This window comes from Paenibacillus sp. 32O-W (assembly GCF_007679495.1).
Lineage (GTDB): Bacteria > Bacillota > Bacilli > Paenibacillales > NBRC-103111 > Paenibacillus_L > Paenibacillus_L residui.
The window spans coordinates 1-18,305 of record NZ_VEGP01000087.1; the positions used below are offsets into that span (position 1 = coordinate 1).

The 18,305-nt window shown below is 45.8% G+C and carries 17 protein-coding genes; 10 read left to right on the plus strand and 7 right to left on the minus strand.

From position 1 onward, the window contains the following. Positions 1 to 74: 74 nt before the first annotated feature. Together FS806_RS22955 and FS806_RS22960 are read right to left on the minus strand one after the other, a co-directional pair. Positions 75 to 629 (minus strand): zinc metalloprotease, encoded by a 555-nt coding sequence (locus FS806_RS22955; protein ID WP_144941340.1) that lies wholly within the window; start codon positions 627 to 629, stop codon positions 75 to 77. 597 nt (positions 630 to 1,226) lie between these two features. Continuing rightward, positions 1,227 to 1,598 (minus strand): hypothetical protein, encoded by a 372-nt coding sequence (locus FS806_RS22960; RefSeq protein WP_144941341.1) that lies wholly within the window; start codon positions 1,596 to 1,598, stop codon positions 1,227 to 1,229. Between the two features lie 245 nt (positions 1,599 to 1,843). On the opposite strand from FS806_RS22960, the gene hisD reads away from it, so the two are divergent. Continuing rightward, positions 1,844 to 3,157: a histidinol dehydrogenase gene (gene hisD / locus FS806_RS22965; RefSeq protein WP_186328504.1), complete on the plus strand. Its 1,314-nt coding sequence runs from the start codon at positions 1,844 to 1,846 to the stop codon at positions 3,155 to 3,157. A gap of 726 nt (positions 3,158 to 3,883) precedes the next feature. Here the strand turns inward: hisD and FS806_RS25955 are convergent. Further along, the gene (locus FS806_RS25955) at positions 3,884 to 4,840 is read right to left on the minus strand and encodes an ABC transporter permease (protein ID WP_186328505.1); all 957 of its coding nucleotides are present in this window, start codon (positions 4,838 to 4,840) and stop codon (positions 3,884 to 3,886) included. Then, complete coding sequence (locus FS806_RS25960) at positions 4,833 to 5,759, minus strand: ABC transporter ATP-binding protein (RefSeq protein ID WP_186328506.1); 927 nt, start codon at positions 5,757 to 5,759, stop codon at positions 4,833 to 4,835. The genes FS806_RS25955 and FS806_RS25960 overlap by 8 nt, the downstream gene beginning before the upstream one ends. Before the next feature lie 370 nt (positions 5,760 to 6,129). On the opposite strand from FS806_RS25960, the gene FS806_RS22975 reads away from it, so the two are divergent. The 7 genes from FS806_RS22975 to FS806_RS23005 all read left to right on the plus strand — a co-directional run bounded on the left by FS806_RS22975 (position 6,130) and on the right by FS806_RS23005 (position 14,092). After that, the gene (locus FS806_RS22975) at positions 6,130 to 7,092 is read left to right on the plus strand and encodes a LacI family DNA-binding transcriptional regulator (protein ID WP_144941343.1); all 963 of its coding nucleotides are present in this window, start codon (positions 6,130 to 6,132) and stop codon (positions 7,090 to 7,092) included. Between the two features lie 92 nt (positions 7,093 to 7,184). Then, positions 7,185 to 8,441 (plus strand): ABC transporter substrate-binding protein, encoded by a 1,257-nt coding sequence (locus FS806_RS22980; protein WP_144941360.1) that lies wholly within the window; start codon positions 7,185 to 7,187, stop codon positions 8,439 to 8,441. 120 nt (positions 8,442 to 8,561) lie between these two features. After that, positions 8,562 to 9,437, plus strand: coding sequence for a carbohydrate ABC transporter permease (locus tag FS806_RS22985; RefSeq protein ID WP_144941345.1), 876 nt, complete (start codon positions 8,562 to 8,564; stop codon positions 9,435 to 9,437). Then, positions 9,437 to 10,273: a carbohydrate ABC transporter permease gene (locus FS806_RS22990; RefSeq protein WP_144941362.1), complete on the plus strand. Its 837-nt coding sequence runs from the start codon at positions 9,437 to 9,439 to the stop codon at positions 10,271 to 10,273. The genes FS806_RS22985 and FS806_RS22990 overlap by 1 nt, the downstream gene beginning before the upstream one ends. A gap of 34 nt (positions 10,274 to 10,307) precedes the next feature. Continuing rightward, complete coding sequence (locus FS806_RS22995; protein ID WP_186328507.1) at positions 10,308 to 12,596, plus strand: glycoside hydrolase family 65 protein; 2,289 nt, start codon at positions 10,308 to 10,310, stop codon at positions 12,594 to 12,596. 24 nt (positions 12,597 to 12,620) lie between these two features. After that, positions 12,621 to 13,268, plus strand: a complete 648-nt coding sequence (gene pgmB, locus FS806_RS23000; RefSeq protein WP_144941346.1) for a beta-phosphoglucomutase — start codon at positions 12,621 to 12,623, stop codon at positions 13,266 to 13,268. A gap of 14 nt (positions 13,269 to 13,282) precedes the next feature. Continuing rightward, positions 13,283 to 14,092 (plus strand): inositol monophosphatase family protein, encoded by an 810-nt coding sequence (locus tag FS806_RS23005; protein WP_144941348.1) that lies wholly within the window; start codon positions 13,283 to 13,285, stop codon positions 14,090 to 14,092. 154 nt (positions 14,093 to 14,246) lie between these two features. Here the strand turns inward: FS806_RS23005 and FS806_RS23010 are convergent, their stop codons facing one another. Further along, positions 14,247 to 14,882, minus strand: a complete 636-nt coding sequence (locus tag FS806_RS23010; protein WP_144941351.1) for a hypothetical protein — start codon at positions 14,880 to 14,882, stop codon at positions 14,247 to 14,249. A gap of 214 nt (positions 14,883 to 15,096) precedes the next feature. Further along, positions 15,097 to 15,924 (minus strand): hypothetical protein, encoded by an 828-nt coding sequence (locus FS806_RS23015; RefSeq protein ID WP_144941353.1) that lies wholly within the window; start codon positions 15,922 to 15,924, stop codon positions 15,097 to 15,099. Positions 15,925 to 16,290: 366 nt separating this feature from the next. Here FS806_RS23015 and FS806_RS23020 point away from each other — a divergent pair, with 366 nt between their 5' ends. Together FS806_RS23020 and FS806_RS23025 are read left to right on the plus strand one after the other, a co-directional pair. Continuing rightward, positions 16,291 to 16,854, plus strand: a complete 564-nt coding sequence (locus tag FS806_RS23020) for an RNA polymerase sigma factor (protein ID WP_144941355.1) — start codon at positions 16,291 to 16,293, stop codon at positions 16,852 to 16,854. 1 nt (position 16,855) lies between these two features. Next, the gene (locus tag FS806_RS23025) at positions 16,856 to 17,635 is read left to right on the plus strand and encodes a DUF4367 domain-containing protein (protein ID WP_144941357.1); all 780 of its coding nucleotides are present in this window, start codon (positions 16,856 to 16,858) and stop codon (positions 17,633 to 17,635) included. 39 nt (positions 17,636 to 17,674) lie between these two features. Here the strand turns inward: FS806_RS23025 and FS806_RS23030 are convergent, their stop codons facing one another. Beyond that, positions 17,675 to 18,136, minus strand: coding sequence for a hypothetical protein (locus tag FS806_RS23030; RefSeq protein WP_144941359.1), 462 nt, complete (start codon positions 18,134 to 18,136; stop codon positions 17,675 to 17,677). Positions 18,137 to 18,305: the final 169 nt, after the last annotated feature.

Consider the following 18,305-nt stretch of genomic DNA (forward strand, 5'->3'; position numbering starts at 1 on the left):
ACGTTTACATCGATAATTTTAACTCAAGCACCCCAAATTGAGCCTCAATCGCCCGGTTTATTCCGAGATCCTATTTAATTTCCCCACTTTCTTTTTAATTCATTTTTATCATAGGTTGTAGGTCCTATGCTTTGGATTCCCTGATTCATAACTGACACTTGAGTAGATGACGGATGAGCTAACTTTAATGTGTGACCTAATTCATGAGTTGCATTAGACACTTTTTGGGCATAAGTCATATTATATGAATTCATTGTATTATCATAAATAATGGCAGTTGCGTAGCCAGCACTCCAATTACTTTCATATCCAAGTTTTTTCCCTGATATAGTATATGGAATCACTACCCCTAATAATGTGGCATCATCCGTATTTCCAACATAGTATCTATCAGCATATTGATGAGATGCTTTCTGTAAAGTAACTTGACTCGAAATATTCCTCCAATTTTCCATAGCCTCATCATAATGTTCGGTATAGCCATAATTTGCAACGGAATCATCATATTCGACAATAGTAATTCCATTCCAATATTTATTTCCGCCCCAAATATCAGCAAAAGCAATTTGAGAAAATAAAACAACAACAAAAATAGAAACTACTGTTACTGACAAATATTTTTTTGCCATTTGATTATCCCCTCCTAGTCTAATCGATTAATGCTTATAGGTAACCTCTACCCTCCTCGTTTATTAGTTTGCTTGGGTAAAATACCATCATAATTACTCAGATTGATATCTCACCTTAGATTATTTCCAATTTTATACTATATATAGGAAATAGTCTACCATAATAACCTTTTAAATCCAAAAATGGTAGTTTAGTCGTAAAATAGATACGAATTAAGTACCATATAATGTAAGTGGGCCCAAGACAAATTAAGTTCACAAAACACTTAACAGAATATCCCTTCTGTTAGGTGGTTTGTGATATAATGGTTTCTTCGTTTTATAAATGTCACTTGCACCTCTTAAAATTTATTGTTATAATCATCTGTAAATAATTGGCTGAAGGGACATAAGTTATGAATACCATAGTTCTGAACCAACTTCATCATCATCACAAACAGCGTTAGTTCACCTGTAATATTCAGGGTGGGCTAACGCTTATCGCGTTGGCCTCCCTGCGGCATACAGAACGCGCAGGACCAAGAGGTCTTGCGCGTTTTTTATTTTGATCCAAAAAAGAAAGGGCCGATGGTTTATGAAAAATGTAAAGGATGTACCTTATCCCCGCAAACTCGCCAAGCGTCTTCGTATGTTCGAAGCCGTCTCTGTAGGGTTGTCGGTTTGAAAAATAACGTATTTATACTGCTCGTGCCCTTCCAGCTCGATATGGACCAGCGGCTCGCGGCGTTCGAAGGATAGGAAGTACCACTCATCCGCATATTTAAAGCTGCCTTCATAGATATAAAGGGCCGATATGGAGGTTCCCGGCATTCTCAGCATCCAACGCGGGGGGTCAAACTCATCGACTAGTACATTCTTAATGGTGTGATAAGGCATAACCAGCTTTCTTTTGACGGCAAACCAGCTTAATAAACCTTTCATATATAGTGTGATCCCGACATCACTATACTGAACTTCCCTTCCGAACATGGCAGGCCCTCCTTTACGGTCATTATTTCACAGAGCAGACGGATGTTATTCAAAATTTGCCTGCTCTTCCTCTGAGTACCCGCTGATATTCTTTAACTGTCTTGCGTATGGATCTTTCCTCAGCGTTTCCGCTCGAGATCCTGGCAAGAGCTGGCGAGTCTTTCATTTATATTGGTTCTATTTTGTTATACTCCAATGAGCCGTTTTGGTTTCTCCGGAGAAATATTAGTAGGAGGGATATTGGTATGAGCCAAATCATTTTTCGTTTTCCCGAGGAGCGGGAGGCTTTCGCCAAACGATTTCAAACTCACAAGGCACTGTTCGACCGCGGGGTGTTGACGGGGATTTATTCTATTTTTGATGACGTTGCCCTGCATAAGGATGACGGCATTCGCAAGGCAACAAGCACCTATGATCAAGTAGTGCTGGATGATCTGATTCTGCCTCAAGACTATATCGATGAAAGCATCGCCTCGCTAACCCCTGCCTTGAGAGCAGCGATTGACCAGGCAATCGAAAATGTCAGGGAAGTCAACAAAGCCATGAAGCCCCAGTCCTGGGAGCTGGAAATCCGTCCGGGAACGGTAATCGGGGAGAAGGTCAACCCGCTGGATTCCGTAGGGATTTGGATTCCCGCCCGGAAAGGCCCGCTGATCTCCACTTCCATCATGCTGGTCACCGCAGCCAAGGTAGCCGGCATCCGGAATATCATTGTCGGGATGCCTCCCTTGCCGAACGGTCTGGGAGATCCCGGGACAGTAGCTGCCGCCAGGCTGGCGGGTGCCGATCATTTCGTCGTGGGCAACGGCGTCTCCATCATTGCCGGCTTCGCCCAAGGCACGCCTTCTGTTCCGGAGGTGGACGGAATCTTCGGTCCGGGTCCGGGCGGCATTGCCGCAGCGATGAGCGTGGCTCTAGCCTTCGGCAAGAAGACCGTAGTCGGTCTCGGTCCGACCGAATGCGTTATCTTGGCGGACGAATCCGCGGACCCTTCCACTGTTGCCCATGACCTGATCAACGAAGGAGAGCATGGACCGGATTCCTCCTCCTTGCTGGTTACGACATCCGGCCGTCTGGCCATCGAAGTGGAACGGCTGCTCCGACAGTGCATAGACAAAGCGGAAGAACCGAGAAAGTCCTACTTGAGAAACGTGTTCGGTCCATCCGGCAAAGGAGCTATCCTCATCATGCCGGACATGGATGAGGCCTGCCGTCTGATCAATGATTTCGCTCCGGAGCATTTGATGGTAGTTTGTCAAGAGGAGCTCCAGGACCGGGTGCTAGGCCAGATTAATCGTGCAGGGGAAATTCTGATCGGAACCTGCACTCCTTTTTCCGCAGCCAATTATGGAATCGGGATTACCGCTGTGCTGCCTACCAACGGCTTTGCCCGGGCCTTCTCCGGAATCACGGTCAAAGATATGGTCACGTATTCGACCATCGGCCAGTTGAATCAAGAAGCGTTGGAAGCTCTCTATCCCCTCATTAAGGAAATAGGCTCCTACGAGAAGCTGCCGGGCCACGTGGAAGCAGCCCGCATTCGTGTTCACAGGAATTGAATGATGTACGGCGCATTAGTCTGATTACGCTCACGGCGCAAAGGCATACCTCAATAGGTTACTGCAAAACTACTGTTGGAAAAGCCTAACCGCATAAACGGTTAATACTTCCGAAAGAAAGAGCGAGTCCAGCGGTCCTATTCCGCTAACACTCGCTCTTTGTCCGTTTTCAACTTATGAACTTTGAGAGGCTGTCGGTTCATTGTGGGAAAAGCGTTCAACAGGATGTTGCACTAGTGAAAAGTCCAACAGGCGAAAACGTAACGGACCTGGGAGACCCTATTTCAGTTGGGCTTATTGCTTGGAATTCTCCTACTTTCGCGTGCATTTCTTGAGAATAAGGTCATTCCGGTCCGTTAAAATGACCGAATGGCCCTTTTGGAGCGATTAAGGTCTCTGGGGTCCGTTAAAACCAAACCGTGCGCGATTATCGCATGATCTTTGGTTGTATACCATTAATCGACAGTCTCCTTGGTAACGTTATTGCCGTAAAAACGATGCCATTTCAAATATTACGAAACTCGGGATCGTTATCTGGGCGAAATCATGCTCCATGGCCTTCTTTTTTGGTCAATAGCGATATGGAGTTTCGTAAGAAAATGGAATGGTGCCATTTTGCCCAAATAACGTTTCCAGGTTTCGCAAGAAAATGCAGCGCTTCTATTTACCTGAGCAACCTGAGCTTTGAATGCACCAAGACTCCTCCTGGCACGTTAGAGCGAAGTGTCACCCCGCCACATCCCGCTTCGTAAAGAGCAGCCAGGCAATAAAATGGAATACCGCATAATAGGCCAGCAGAACGCCGATGGAGAATGGCATCGTCATTTCCGGACGAAGCGGAGTCCCCCTGACATATTGGCTTAAATCAATGTTAGCGAATAACAGATATTTCACCCATTCAAACGGGCTTAAAATTTGCACGATCGGATGGCCCAGCATCATGAACAGCAGGGAAAAGGCGATGGCCATCGATGAACTGCGGAAGGCCGCCGATACCATAAAGGCGAAGGTTACATACATGATCAGCTCAACCACTTTGAAGCCATAGCTTTGCAAAAGATGGAGAAGCATCGAGCCTTCCTGAATCCGGCCATCAGCCGCAATAGTCACATAGGGCTGCACGAGCCCTTCCGTCCCGTAGAAAAGCACCCCCAAGCCAAACGCGGACAGGAAGCAGACAACGAGCAGAAACAGCGCAAACCCAAGGGTAGCCGTATACTTGCTCAGCATCACTTTGGAACGGGAGGCCGGGCCAATCAGCAGCAGCTTAACCGTTCCCCACGAAAATTCGGCCGCTATCATGTCGGCAGCGACGATAACCGTCAGCAGCGTAACCAGAACAAGCAGCATCGCCGAGTTGTTCATTACGTCCCAGAGGGTGCTCTGTTCCGGGTTCCGATTATGCTCCAGGTAGTACTCGTTTAACTTGAGCTCATGTTCCACTCTCTGCTTCGCATCCGGACTCAGGCTGGCCCCTTCCGTCTCCAAATGCTGACGGATTTGCTCATTCTGCTGTGCTATGTTCTGCTTCCAATCCCTGCTAACGCTTCGGCTTTCATCCCATTTGACAATGCCCGCCATTAATGCCACAGCCAGAATCAAAATTCCAACCATCGCCCATGTGCGCGGCCGACGGTAAATTTTCATATTTTCATTATGAACAAGGTTAACGAAACTAGACAATTTGCTCCCCCCTGGTAATCTCCAAAAATTGCTCTTCCAACGATTGCTGAACCGCGTGAATGCCGTAGACATCAATTTCCGCATGCACCAATGCCCTGATCAGCTCGGGAATCCGCTGCCGTTCCGCCGTTATTTCCAATCTCCCGCCGCGTATGGCGATATGCTCCGCCGGCAGCAAGGAAATCAGGGCCTCCTTCGTTAATTCCGGCTCACTAACCTCGATCAGGATCTGATGCTTCCCGCCGGCGCTCTTCATCTCATGGACAGAACACACGTCGATCAATCGGCCTGTTTGGAGAACCGCTACCCTGTCGCACATCAGCTCCATCTCGGACAGCAAGTGGGACGAAACGATAACCGCGATCCCCTCTTCCCGGGCCAAGTGGCGCAAATATTCCCGGAGCTCGCGAATCCCCGCCGGATCAAGCCCGTTCGTCGGCTCGTCCAATATGAGAACCGAAGGCCTGTGCAGCAAGGACTGTGCAATCCCCAGCCGCTGACGCATGCCAAGAGAGTACCTCTTCACCTTCTCATGAATCCGGTGCTGCAGACCGACCAGCTCAATGACCTCACGGATCCGCTCCTTCGTGACACCGGAATGCTTCCGCGCAGCCTGCAGCAAATTCTGATATCCGGTCAGAAATTTATACATCTCGGGATTTTCCACGATTGCCCCCACATGGGTCATGGCCAATTCAAATTGCTTCCGCACGGAAACCCCGTTAATGATCACTTCGCCCTTCGTCATGGAGATCAGTCCGACAATCATGCGGATCGTTGTCGTCTTCCCTGCTCCGTTAGGCCCTAGCAATCCGAATACTTCTCCACGGGAGATGTCTAAAGACAGTTGGTCGATAATCGTGCGTCTCCCGATTTTCTTCGTAACATTCCGTATCTGCAGTACGGCTTCCTCACTCATCAACAAATAACCCCCAGGCAATATTTTGTTTACCAGTTTACCTTTCCCCGCCCTGATGCGAAATGGTCCCAGGTTGAGTGCCATACTGGACCAAAGTCTGAACTCTGCTATGGCCCGCAAGGAAATCTCGTAATATACTGTTGTTATGAAACTAGCGGGATTAACTCCCGGCGGGCATTTGACGGGCAAACAACCTCGCTTAGGATGCATTTTATCGTCAAATAGACTTTGGAAGTATCCAAATAAGCATTTAACAACAATCATTTTCGGTAAAATATTTTACTTTTTATCTATACAATCGAGTAAAATTTACATGAATTTATTCGATATGCTATAATCCATGCTAGAATGAAATAAAGGTGGGGCCAAGATGATAGGGATCAAAGATATAGCGAAAATAGCCGGGGTATCGGTATCCACCGTGTCCAACGTGTTAAACGGGCGTAAAAATGTCGGAAAAGCGACAAGGGAGCGCATTCTGCAGATTTGTGCCGAGCAAGGCTATCATCCGAATATTATGGGAAAAAACTTGAAAACCGGGAGGAAAAACACGATCGTCTTTAATTTCAGCGAGTTCGACCGTTATTTTTACCTCAAAATTATTAACGGCGTTCATGATTATCTTAAAGACAACGATTATGACCTCATTATCTGTACTGATAAATCCAGCAAAAATTTCATGAGAAGCAGCTTCGCGAGCGGCGCCATTACGCTGGACAGAAAGCTGTCGGACGATTTTCTAAAATCGGTTTCGGGCAAAAATTTTCCAATCATTCTGATGGACCGGGTGATTGATACCGAATATACGAAGAGCGTCATTGTCGATAACTATACGGTGATGTGCGAGCTGGTCCAAGCCCTTGTCAACAAAGGCTTCAAGCGGTTCGGCTTCATCGGCGGGCCGGACTATACGCTGGATAACAAAGAGCGGTTCGCGGGGTTTGAAGATACGCTGAAGAAGAATAATATTCCATTCGACTACAAATACTATTTTCACGGCAATTACCGCGAGGAAAGCGGCTATCAGGCGGTCAAAATCTTTATTCTGAGCCATTCCCTGCCCGAGGTACTCGTCTGCGCGAACGATGATATGGCTTTCGGAGCCATCCGCGCCTTGGAGGAGAATAATATAAGGGTTCCCCAGGATATTTCCGTAACGGGGTTCGATGACGGCGACCTGGCCGAAATGGTCGGATTGACTACGGTAAGCATCCCGCGGTACGAAAGCGGGTATTTGGCCGCGAAGGAACTGCTGGAAATGATCGGAGGCGCGGTGAACGCAGGACCGTTCAAATTCAGCGCCAAAATCAACTGGAGAGGTACGGTAAGGTAAAAATCCGCACTTGACAGCGCTATCCACATTGCATATAGTTTTAGTATAACGTTTTACTAAAATTTAATAGTTATGAGGGGATGCATATGGCGTTGAAAGCAAACAGAAAACTTATTTTACTTGTTTCATCCTTGCTTATAGTGGCGCTGGCGCTGGCAGGCTGCGGTTCATCCGAGAACAAGAACGCGGGTGACGGTGGCAAGTCTCCGTCCGAAGTCAAAAGAATTACTGTCTTCAACAGTAAGGTTGAAATCTCTGAGCAACTGGAGGAACTGGCTGCGAAATACACGGAAGAGACCGGAATTGATGTGGAAATTTGGGGCTCTACCGGCGACAGTTATCTGCAAACGCTTCAAACCAAGCTGAGCAGCAATCAGGGTCCGACTGTTTTCTCCGTCAAGCTTAGCGAAGCGGATAAATTGAAGTCTTATCTGTACGATCAGAGCAACGAAGAATACGTGAAGAATATTGCACCTAATATGGCTCTGAAGGTTGACGATAAAGTCGTTGGCGTTCCTTACGGCGTAGAAGGCTACGGCCTCGTTTACAACAAAAGCCTGGTCAGCCCCGAAGACGTGAAGGATTACGATTCGTTTGTCAAAACGCTCGAAAAGTTCAAAGCAGAGGGTATTAACGGACTGGGACTATCCCAGGAAGGCTATTTCCTGATCGGGCATATTTTGAATACGCCTTTCGCTCTGCAGAAAGACCCGGTAGACTTTATCGACAAGCTGAACAAAGGCGAAGTCAAGATGGCGGATACGAAGGAATTCCAGGAATTTGCCAAATTCATGGATGCCATTAAAGCCAATACCAGAAATCCGATGGAAGTGAAATACGACGATCAGATCGGTGACTTTGCGACCGGCAAGAGCGCGATGATCCACCAAGGAAACTGGGCTTACGGAATGTTCAAGGATTACGGGGATCTAGGTTTCGAAATGGGCATGATGCCATTCCCGCTCAGCGGCAACGATAAGCTGGCGGTCGGCGTGGCCAGCAACTGGGCGATCAATGCCGATGCCAGCGAGGCGGAGATTAAAGCAGGCGTCGACTTCCTAAACTGGATGTTCACCAGCGAAACCGGAAAGCATTATATTGTGGATGAGTTCGGATTTATTCCGGCTATGACGAATATTGAAGCCGGCAATCTGGATCCGTTATCGAAAGCCGTACATGAAGCTTCCAACAGTGGGAAGACCATTCCTTGGGCCTATAACTACTTCCCGCCTAATACGATCATCAACGATCTGGTGCCGGCGACTCAGGAATACTTCCTCTCAGCGGACATGACTGGCGAGCAACTGCTGCAAAAATTAGATGCTGCGTGGGCAAACAGCGTAAAATAAAGCAAAATTAGGATAATCATTGCACAAAAGGCCCTCACACAACGGTATGGTCAGCATACGTCGGGTGATGGGCTTTTTGTTATGTAACGCCGTCAATAGCAACGGAAGGAAGGGATTGAATTGAGAAGCTGGAAGGATAAAGCTTGGTTCGCTCTATTTACGGTACCTCTGCTAATAATTTTTATTACCGTCGTGATTATTCCGTTTATTATAGGGATCTATTATTCGTTCTTCGAATGGAACGGCATTCCTTCTAACCCGAAAATCTTCGTAGGATTTGACAACTATGTCCAGCTGTTCGGAGACACGCGCTTCATGGATTCGGCCTGGAATACGATCAAATTTACCGTTATGGCCATCTTGTCGGTCAATATCCTGGGGCTTGGCTTTGCCCTGCTGGTCACCTCCAAGCTGCGCAGTGCCAAAGCCGCGCGCACGCTCTTCTTTATGCCCAATTTGATCGGCGGATTGATCTTGGGCTATATCTGGAAATTTATTTTCTCTGACGGGTTCAGAATTATTGGAGAATCAACAGGATGGAAGGGAGTCTTCTTTAACTGGCTGTTGGACCCCAACTATGCGCTGTATGCAACCGTTATTGTTTTTACATGGCAAATGGCGGGCTACATGATGATCATTTATTTGGCTGGTCTCCAAGCCATCCCGGGTGATGTGTTTGAAGCCGCGAAGGTGGACGGGGCAAGCGGCTGGCAGAAGCTGACGAAAATCACTTTTCCGCTGTTGATGCCTTCCTTCACCATCTGTCTGTTCCTGTCTCTGGCTAACGCTTTCAAAATTTTCGACGTCAATCTGTCCCTGACCAAAGGCGGCCCGGCCAACGCCACGGAAATGTTTGCGATGAATATTTACAACGAAATCTTCGGTTACGGCCATTACGGATTAGGGCAGGCCAAGGCGATCGTGTTCTTCGTCATTGTCGCCGCCATCACGTTGACACAGGTATACATCACTAAGAAGAGAGAGGTGCAAATGTGATGAGAAAATCCGGCAAAATTATCGGCGAATTGTTTCTGTTGGTCGTCGCATTTGCCTTCCTGTCTCCGATCTACATTATGCTGGTCAATTCGTTCAAGAACCGGCAAGAACTCTATGACAATGCGCTGGCACTTCCGTCAAGCTTAAGCTTCGAATACTATTCCAAAGCGATTCAAAAAATGAATTTTCTCACCGCGTTCGGCAACTCGCTGTACGTTACCGTAATCTCGATCATCCTGATCGTTGTTCTGACCTCCATGACCGCATGGATGCTCGTCCGGACAGACAACGCGCTGAGCAAGTTCATCTTTATGACCTTCGTGGCGACGATGCTGATTCCGTTCCAGACTTTAATGATGCCTCTGATGCAATTTATGGATATGATCGGCAGAACGCTGCATATTCCGATGCTGAATACGCATGAAGGCTTAATTTACATGAATATAGGCTTCCATGCGAGCATGGCGGTATTTCTGTATCACGGCTTCATCAAGTCGATTCCGGTTGCCTTGGAGGAAGCAGCGACCATTGACGGCTGCTCCAAGTTCGGTATTTTCTGGCGGATCATCTTCCCTTTGCTAAAGCCGACCACCGTAACCGTCATGATCCTGAACGTCATTAGTATTTGGAACGATTACCTGCTCCCTTCGCTGACGCTATCCTCCAAAGGATTGCGGACGATTCCCCTGTCGACCTTCTACTTCTTCGGGGAATTTACGATTCAATGGAATCTGGCCATGGCGGGCTTGACGATGACGATCATTCCGGTTGTAATTTTCTACGCCTTCTCGCAGAAATACATTATTAAAGGTATTGGAGAAGGAGCCGTTAAGTAATACGAATATTAGTAACGATTAAGGAGCAGTAGAGATGAATAACGACAACTTGCGTTTTCAAGTGCGGCAGTTAAGCTTGGACAACGACGATCTTATGTTAAATGAAACTTTATTCCATAACGCCAACGGATATCTCGGCGTACGTTCGAACTTCGAGGAAGGTTACCCCGACGGTTATCTGTCGATCCGCGGACAATATATTAACGGATTCTACGATTTTGCGGAGATGAAGCAGGCGGAGAAGCTCTACGGCCTGGTCGAAGAGAAGCAGACGATGCTTAACGTTGCGGATACTCAAGGAATCAAGCTCTATATTAACGGCGAAGAGTTCAGCAAGTTCGACGGCGAAGTCGTGGAAAGCTCAAGAACGCTGGATATGGGCAAAGGCTGGTCGATGCGCGAGGTGCTCTGGAGATCTCCGGGGAAACATGAAGTGAGGATCACTGTCAAAAGAATGGCTTCCTTTCATCTCCTTCCCTTATTTACGATTGAATACGAAGTGGAATCGGTCAATTTCGACGGCGAACTTCGCCTGGTGTCCACTCATATCGGGAACGTGCAAAACTACTTCAACCCGAACGATCCGAGGGTAGCCGGTGAAACCTTCCAATATATTTTACCGGTAAGCGCGGAATTTGTCGGAGAGACATCTCTCCTTGTATCCAATACCTCGAAATCCGGGCTTCAGGTTGCGTCCGCGGTCCGTCACGAATGTTCCAAAGCCGGACAAGAAAGCCGCTTCATCGAGGACGGGACGGCCATCTATGAATGGAAGACAGAGCTCGCGCCCGGGGAGAAAGCAACTCTTGTAAAATATACCGTCCTGTCCGACTCCATCCGCAGCGCAAGCTGCCGGGACGAAGCATTGAAACTGATGGAGCGGGTGTCTGCTATAGGGCTGAACCGTTTGTATGAGGAACAGGAAAAATATTTGGCGGAATACTGGGAGAATTGCGCCGTTAACATTTACGGTGACGATGAATTGAGCATGGCGGTTTATTTCAACTTGTACCAGCTCATTCAATCGGTCGGCAAAGACGCCTACAGCAACATTGCTGCGAAAGGGCTGAGCGGCGAAGGCTACGAAGGCCACTATTTCTGGGATACGGAAATGTACATGATGCCGTTCTTCTCGCTGACCAACCCCGAGATTGCGAAGAGCCTGATCCGTTATCGTCATAACATACTGGACCAGGCTAGAGACCACGCCCGACTGATGGGGCATGCCAGAGGAGCTTTGTATCCATGGAGAACGATTATGGGCAAGGAATGCTCCGGGTACTTCCCGTCGGGGTCCGCGCAATACCACATCAACGGGGATATCGCCTATGCCATTATAACGTACTATTTGCTGACGAAGGATACGGAGCTGATGCTGGAATGCGGCGCCGAAATCCTCTTCGAAACCGCCCGACTGTGGCTGGATGCGGGACATGAACATAAGGGCAAATTCCATATTCATAATGTGACGGGGCCGGATGAATATACTTGCCTTGTCAATAATAACTATTACACCAATGTACTGGCGCAATACCACCTGCAATGGGCCTTCAAATTTTACCATCTGCTGCAAGAGCAGGATTCCGGGGCGTTCTCGAAGGTAATCGGCAAAATCGGGCTGACCGAGGCGGAGATTGCGGCGTTCCGGGAAGCAGCGGAGCGGATGTATTTGCCCTATGACGAGGAGCTTGACATCAATCCGCAGGACGATTCGTTCCTTTCCAAGAAAAAATGGGATATCGCCGGTACGCCGAAGGATAAGTTTCCTCTGCTGCTTCACTATCATCCGCTCTATTTGTACCGCCATCAGGTGTGCAAACAACCGGACACGGTGCTCGCCCATTTTATACTGGAAGACGCCCAGAAGCTGAGCACGATCCGCAATTCGTTCAATTACTACGAGAAAATAACGACACATGATTCGTCGCTCTCTACCTGTATATTCAGCATCATGGCTTCCAAGCTGGGGCTTCATGACAAGGCCTACGAATATTTCGGCGAATCCTCCAAGCTGGACCTGTTCAATACGCATAAAAACACGAAGGACGGAATCCATGCCGCCAATCTGGGCGGAACCTATATGGCCATCGTCTACGGATTCGGCGGTCTGCGCGTGAAAGAGCAAGGATTGTTCATCGCACCGACACTGCCTGATCTATGGGAGGGATACGATTTTAAAATCCGCTTCGAGGACAGTCTGATCCAGATCGTTGTCCGGCGGGGAGCTTTCGAAGTGCTTCTTCTGAAGGGCACGACCAAAGAAATTCATATATATGGCGAGAAACATACGTTGAAGGATCGGCTTCAGGTGGAATTGAAGTAACGGAAGTAACGGAGGTACCGGAGAATGAAATATCAATGCGCGCTCTTTGATTTGGACGGCGTTCTGGTCGATACGGCCAAGTATCACTATTTAGCCTGGAAGGAGCTGGCCGATCAATTGGGCTTTGACTTTACGCTGCAGCACAACGAGAGACTCAAGGGGGTGTCCAGGATGGCTTCCCTGGACATCCTGCTGGAAATCGGACAGATGCAGGACCGTTTTACCGAAGCGGAAAAAGAGAAGCTGGCCAGCGAGAAGAACGACCGATATGTCGCTTATATTCATAAGATGGACGCTTCGGAGCTGCTCGACGGCGCTTTGGAGCTGCTGCGCGAATTGCGGCAAAGAGGCATACAAATTGCGTTAGGCTCGGCGAGCAAGAATGCGCCGCTTATTTTGGATCGTACGGGCATTTCTTCTTATTTCGATGCCATTGTAGACGGCAACAGCGTATCGAAAGCCAAGCCTGATCCGGAGGTCTTCAAGCTTGGAGCGGACAAGCTGAATGTGCCTTATCGCGCATGCGCAGTATTCGAAGATTCGCAAGCGGGCCTGGAAGCCGCCAAGGCAGCGGAAATGCTCGCCATCGGAATAGGAGAAGCCGGGAATTTAACCCAAGCCGATATCGTGTACCGCAACCTTAAGGAGATAGAAGTCGACAAGTATTTTTAACGGGGGGCTGACGCATGGACCACTTTCAGGAAGTATACGCAAGAGCCAAGGAGTGGACGCGGGAAGCGGGAAAAAACTTACGCGACAGTCTGGGACAACAGCTGCACGTAGATTATAAAACGTCGGAAGCGGATCTCGTGACCGAGAAGGACCGGGAAATCGAACAATTTTTTATCGATAAAATAAAGAATGCCTACCCTCACCACCGCATTATTGGCGAAGAAGGCATGTCGGCCGAAGCCGAGAGCGACCCGATGGATGAAATCGTCTGGCTGATCGATCCGATTGACGGAACGACGAGCTTCGTCCATCAGAGGGAAAATTTCGCTATCTCGGTAGCCGTCTATGAGAACGGGCAGCCTAAAATAGGCGTCATTTATGATCCGATCAAGGATGAACTGTTCCATGCTTTGCACGGACAGGGCGCTTATTTAAACGAAACGAAGCTTAAACCGCTGAGCGATACGCCGGTCAAGCATTCGCTGATCGGAATCAACAGCCTGTGGCTCGTTCCGAACGATTACTGCGATCACACGAAATTTCATCCTCTGATCCAAGATTTGCGGGGCACGCGAATTATAGGATCGGCCGCGCTGGAAATGGCCGCCGTCGCCTGCGGCAGGCTCAACGGCTTTATCTGTTTGCGCCTGTCCCCATGGGACTACGCGGCTGGCCTGGTCATCCTGAAGGAAGTCGAAGCGGTCACTACCTCTATTGACGGCAGTCCCGTCCGGATGTTCGAAGCCTCCTCCATTTTCACGGGAAACCGCACCCTGCATGAAGAGATACTGACGAATTATTTGCGGGCCGGGGCCGGTTTGTGATCGTCCATATAAACCTGGATCTTCTCCAGTTTACTCATGAGCGTCTTCCTCGTAACCAGGGCAGTGAATGTACCGCATTCCCGGACCCCGGTATACGGGAGGCGCTCTTTTTTTGTTCACGTCACAGACCAAAGTTAATGAACAGGATTAAGAATTACTTGTTCCAATCTTCAGGTAATGTGTTTATTTTGTATGTTAGTGTGACACTGGCATTTTGACCCTCTTGGATAGTCATCCGTAATTCAACGTCTAATCCATCATCCGCTTTCCAAGTCTCAAGGAAATCAGCAGACTCTTTCTCCGGTAAATCTTCATAGTTCGGCATCTTTGAAATTGTATTGTTCAATTCCGGATAAGTCGTTGGCTCTCCGTAGGCTTTATTTAAATCCTTTTGCAATTTTTGGGTAAGGTCATATGCATCCTTTTTTTGATCTTTAAACCCTTTCATATACATAAACCCATACATTTTATCATTATTTATGTCAAAAGTAAGAGCAAGCTTAAGAGATTGACCGTAAACAGTACGTTCCTCCTTGAAGGCGTATATTCCGGCCTTTCCATCGAACTCCTCAATATCCTTTCCCTCTTCCAGCTTTAAATTGTTAAAAACTTCTTCCTTCTTTAAACCAATATTTTCCATCAAATCCTTAACATCTTTATTACCCGTTATATAGTCTGAACCACATGCCGCTAAACTAGAGACGACCAGCACAATAATCAGCATAAACCCAAGTTTTTTTATCATATAAGTCACTTCCCTTGCTTTATTTGGAGTAAATGTATTACTCACAGCTTCAACCACCCGTTGATTTTTCCTAATAGATGTTCCATTTACTCCAATTGTAAAAATCTAAGTTGCTTCAAGTAAGGGCACAACATAACAAGTTCATATAGGCATACCTATTCATTAAGGCAATCAATCAGCCTCGTGCCTAGAATTTGCCGAGGCCGATTGTGCCTTATACCCTATAGAATTGTAAAAACCAAAGACCTATCAGCGGTAACTAAAAATATACTGTATATCCATCACTCCTGCCATCAACAGTAAAATCAAATGTCATGGAATTACCAGCAAAAGGCGTTCCGGAAAGAAGGATTACCTTGTTCGAATCAAAATAATTAGTATTGTGATACATAGTATTCGTAGCTGGATTCGACTGACTTACCTTTACTGAATGTGAGACAGTGTAACCCAACGATTCGAAACCCGGATAAGAATATACACCACCTTCACAAATATAATTAACAGATATATAACTTACATTTTTAGCCGATCCTTTAGTATAAGTAAAATAAACCCCATATGGACTGTAGTAACTAAAAATTCCACTACTATCATAATATATATCATAAACAGCAGTTCCTCTAATAGTCAGTCTATCGTCCCAGGAGTCGGGTGGAAATTCAATTGTGTGACCGGCAAAAGGCTGCACTTCTCCGGAAAGAGATTGTCCTGCACGTGAATTAACCGGTACGTCCACGACGGACAAAAGGCCGTCACTTCCTTCTGTGTACGTAATAAGGACATCCTTATAAACTTTCCCGTTTTCTACATTGGTAACACTAAGAACAGTATTATAAGAGCTGTGAGCTAGTGCATTATTACTTTTTGCCAATGGTAAAATTTCAATGATTGAATCTTTATCGACAGTTACATCATTTGCTTGGAGATAATCAATAACAGACTGCCCTACAAATTCAGCCCGTGTCTGTACTAGAGCACCTTTGGAAGCCAGTGTAGAAGCATCCAATTTTTCAGCAAATACAGCTGTACCTGAAAATAGTCCAACAATTAGGCTCATTACTACAAAGAGACAAAATGGTTTTTTCATTTAACAAGTCCTCCTCTCTATAATGAATAATTAACGATGAGGTCTTACTAGAACTTGCCCATCGGAATCCCCCCCTAACTTTGAATGAAGGTTACATTTCCACTTTAATCTTGTTGTCTAATTATATAACGACTATCATCGCCATTTCCTGACACTTTATTAGCAAAATTTATGTAATATCTTTAAACTTGCCGTGAAGATATGTGGATGATTTTCCATTTGTAAAATTTAAGACTATAATAACATTTTTTTCAAATATTTCTGTAGAAAATATTTTTTTGATTTATAATACTTAATTAGATACATCAGCTATTCAAATATTACGAATAACTAGGTCCATGTATTGGAGGGATTGGAGGAATACATATGGAGCAATGGCTCATATTCTTACACAGTGATTTCCATCACTTGGACATATCATCTCAAGAATTAATCTATCAATCCTTTCGGAATATGATTTATCGTGACATTTATTTTCTGTTTAGGGATCACACATTAGCCGAAGATGTTGTACAAGAATCCTTCTTAAAAGTAGTTGAGAGAGCGCCGAAATTGAGAAATACTACAAATATGAAAGCTTGGGTCAAGAAAGTTGCCCGGAATACCGCATACGACTTTTTGAAAAAAAATAAAAAATACCGTTATGTTTCTGACCTGCAACTCGTTAAAGAAAATGAATTCTTCCCACCTACTGAAGAAATACTAGTCGACAATCTGGTGGAAGAACATATTCGGGATGAAATGCTTCATGAAGCCCTCAATCAGTTGAATATTAGGTATCGAAATGTGTTATTTTTATTTTATATCGAAGAAAAATCATACCGGGAGATTGCGGAAGAGTTACAAATATCAGAACAAGCACTAGCTCAACTGCTAACAAGGGCACGTAAGAAATTGCTTTATTACTTCTCAAGAAAATGGGTTGATTGAAATGCGTCATGTAGAAGAAAATGACCAAAAAATTAAAGAAATGTTAAGGTGCAACCATGAAAGTGTAGATATCCCAGATGGATCGGGTTCTTGGCTGCAAGTACAAGTCAAATTACAAAAAATTAAGCGTCGCAAAGTTTGGCTGCAACGAATAAGAATAAGTATCGCTGTTATTGCCTGTTCTTTATTGATTAGCTTCTTTATGAGTAACAATATTTCTATATCCTATGCCAAATTTGCCACATTACTGCAAAAGATTCAGGGTGATATTATTCAAATCTTTCATGAGGAACCTGATGAGGATTCTACACACGCTAAAACTATACCTCCCGAAGAAGAACCACCAACTTCTAACAGCCCTGGCAGCAGCTTCGCTCCCGAGAAGACTAGCTTGGAAGATGCAAAAAATAAAATCGCCTTCCCCCTGTTGATTCCTTCTTATATACCTGAGAGGTTTACGTTAGATGCTTTATTCATCACCAAGGAGGCGAACGGAACATACAATGATGCCTACTTTGAATACCTTAATGAAGATGGAGAATTATTAAAAATCGGCCAACGAAAAATTGAATCGAAAACGGGGGCAATTAAAACCGATATTAATAGTGATTCAGGAAAACTGTTTGATGTTCTAGTAGGAGAGCAACCGGCAATATTATTCGTAGATCGTAACGGTAGCATAGTGAGTTTAGAATGGCTGACTAAAGACCGAATAAAAGTCTTTATATCCGGACCGATTACCAAGCAAGACATTTTACAGATTGGAGAATCATTAAAATGAAAAGCGAACAATGGAATGCCCCTGTTCGCTTCTTTCTTTTTAGTCAGGAATTAACAGTGTAGAGGAATACCTTACACCATCCTCCTTTGTACTACCATATGTAATCCAATGGGTCGATTTCACCCGATAATAGTAGCCACTCAAAACTGATAAATTATCTATGGTTTGATTATTGCGAGAAGAATCACTCATTTCCGACTCGGGTCCAGTGTATACATCAATCCATTCACTTCCCGTCCAGCGCTGTAACACCAACCGTATCCCAACTTTATCAACTCTACGGGTCGCAATGGTTTCACCCCATATACTTGCCATACCTTTGCCGCCATAACTTATGTAGGAAGTTCCTTTTTCCAGATAATCAAAGTCAGGATCAAACTGAGTAAAGGGAGTTACGATTCCTGACGGCGGTGTTGTATATTCTGCTAAAGCTTGTCCAGGGATAACTAGGGCAACTAGTAAAATAGCTAGAATTGCGATTTTATAACAGACTCGTCTCAATATTGGTTCCTCCTTAGAATTTGATCTATATAGTAAACGTTCTATCTGCAATAAAATTGACGTTTTAATTTATTTTTTTATTTTATATATTCGGCTCAACATCAAAGTTAGTGCTTGACTTTATGTACCAAATCGTTCACGGTTACATTCGACCAGAAGTCCTTGTACG

What these genes read in the sequence shown, in the direction of transcription:
- FS806_RS22955 (WP_144941340.1), bottom strand. Translation starts at nt 629, where the DNA reads ATGGCAAAAAAATATTTGTCAGTAACAGTAGTTTCTATTTTTGTTGTT.
- FS806_RS22960 (WP_144941341.1), bottom strand. Translation starts at nt 1,598, where the DNA reads ATGTTCGGAAGGGAAGTTCAGTATAGTGATGTCGGGATCACACTATAT.
- hisD (WP_186328504.1), top strand. Translation starts at nt 1,844, where the DNA reads ATGAGCCAAATCATTTTTCGTTTTCCCGAGGAGCGGGAGGCTTTCGCC.
- FS806_RS25960 (WP_186328506.1), bottom strand. Translation starts at nt 5,759, where the DNA reads ATGAGTGAGGAAGCCGTACTGCAGATACGGAATGTTACGAAGAAAATC.
- FS806_RS22975 (WP_144941343.1), top strand. Translation starts at nt 6,130, where the DNA reads ATGATAGGGATCAAAGATATAGCGAAAATAGCCGGGGTATCGGTATCC.
- FS806_RS22990 (WP_144941362.1), top strand. Translation starts at nt 9,437, where the DNA reads ATGAGAAAATCCGGCAAAATTATCGGCGAATTGTTTCTGTTGGTCGTC.
- FS806_RS22995 (WP_186328507.1), top strand. Translation starts at nt 10,308, where the DNA reads ATGAATAACGACAACTTGCGTTTTCAAGTGCGGCAGTTAAGCTTGGAC.
- pgmB (WP_144941346.1), top strand. Translation starts at nt 12,621, where the DNA reads ATGAAATATCAATGCGCGCTCTTTGATTTGGACGGCGTTCTGGTCGAT.
- FS806_RS23005 (WP_144941348.1), top strand. Translation starts at nt 13,283, where the DNA reads ATGGACCACTTTCAGGAAGTATACGCAAGAGCCAAGGAGTGGACGCGG.
- FS806_RS23015 (WP_144941353.1), bottom strand. Translation starts at nt 15,924, where the DNA reads ATGAAAAAACCATTTTGTCTCTTTGTAGTAATGAGCCTAATTGTTGGA.
- FS806_RS23020 (WP_144941355.1), top strand. Translation starts at nt 16,291, where the DNA reads ATGGAGCAATGGCTCATATTCTTACACAGTGATTTCCATCACTTGGAC.
- FS806_RS23025 (WP_144941357.1), top strand. Translation starts at nt 16,856, where the DNA reads ATGCGTCATGTAGAAGAAAATGACCAAAAAATTAAAGAAATGTTAAGG.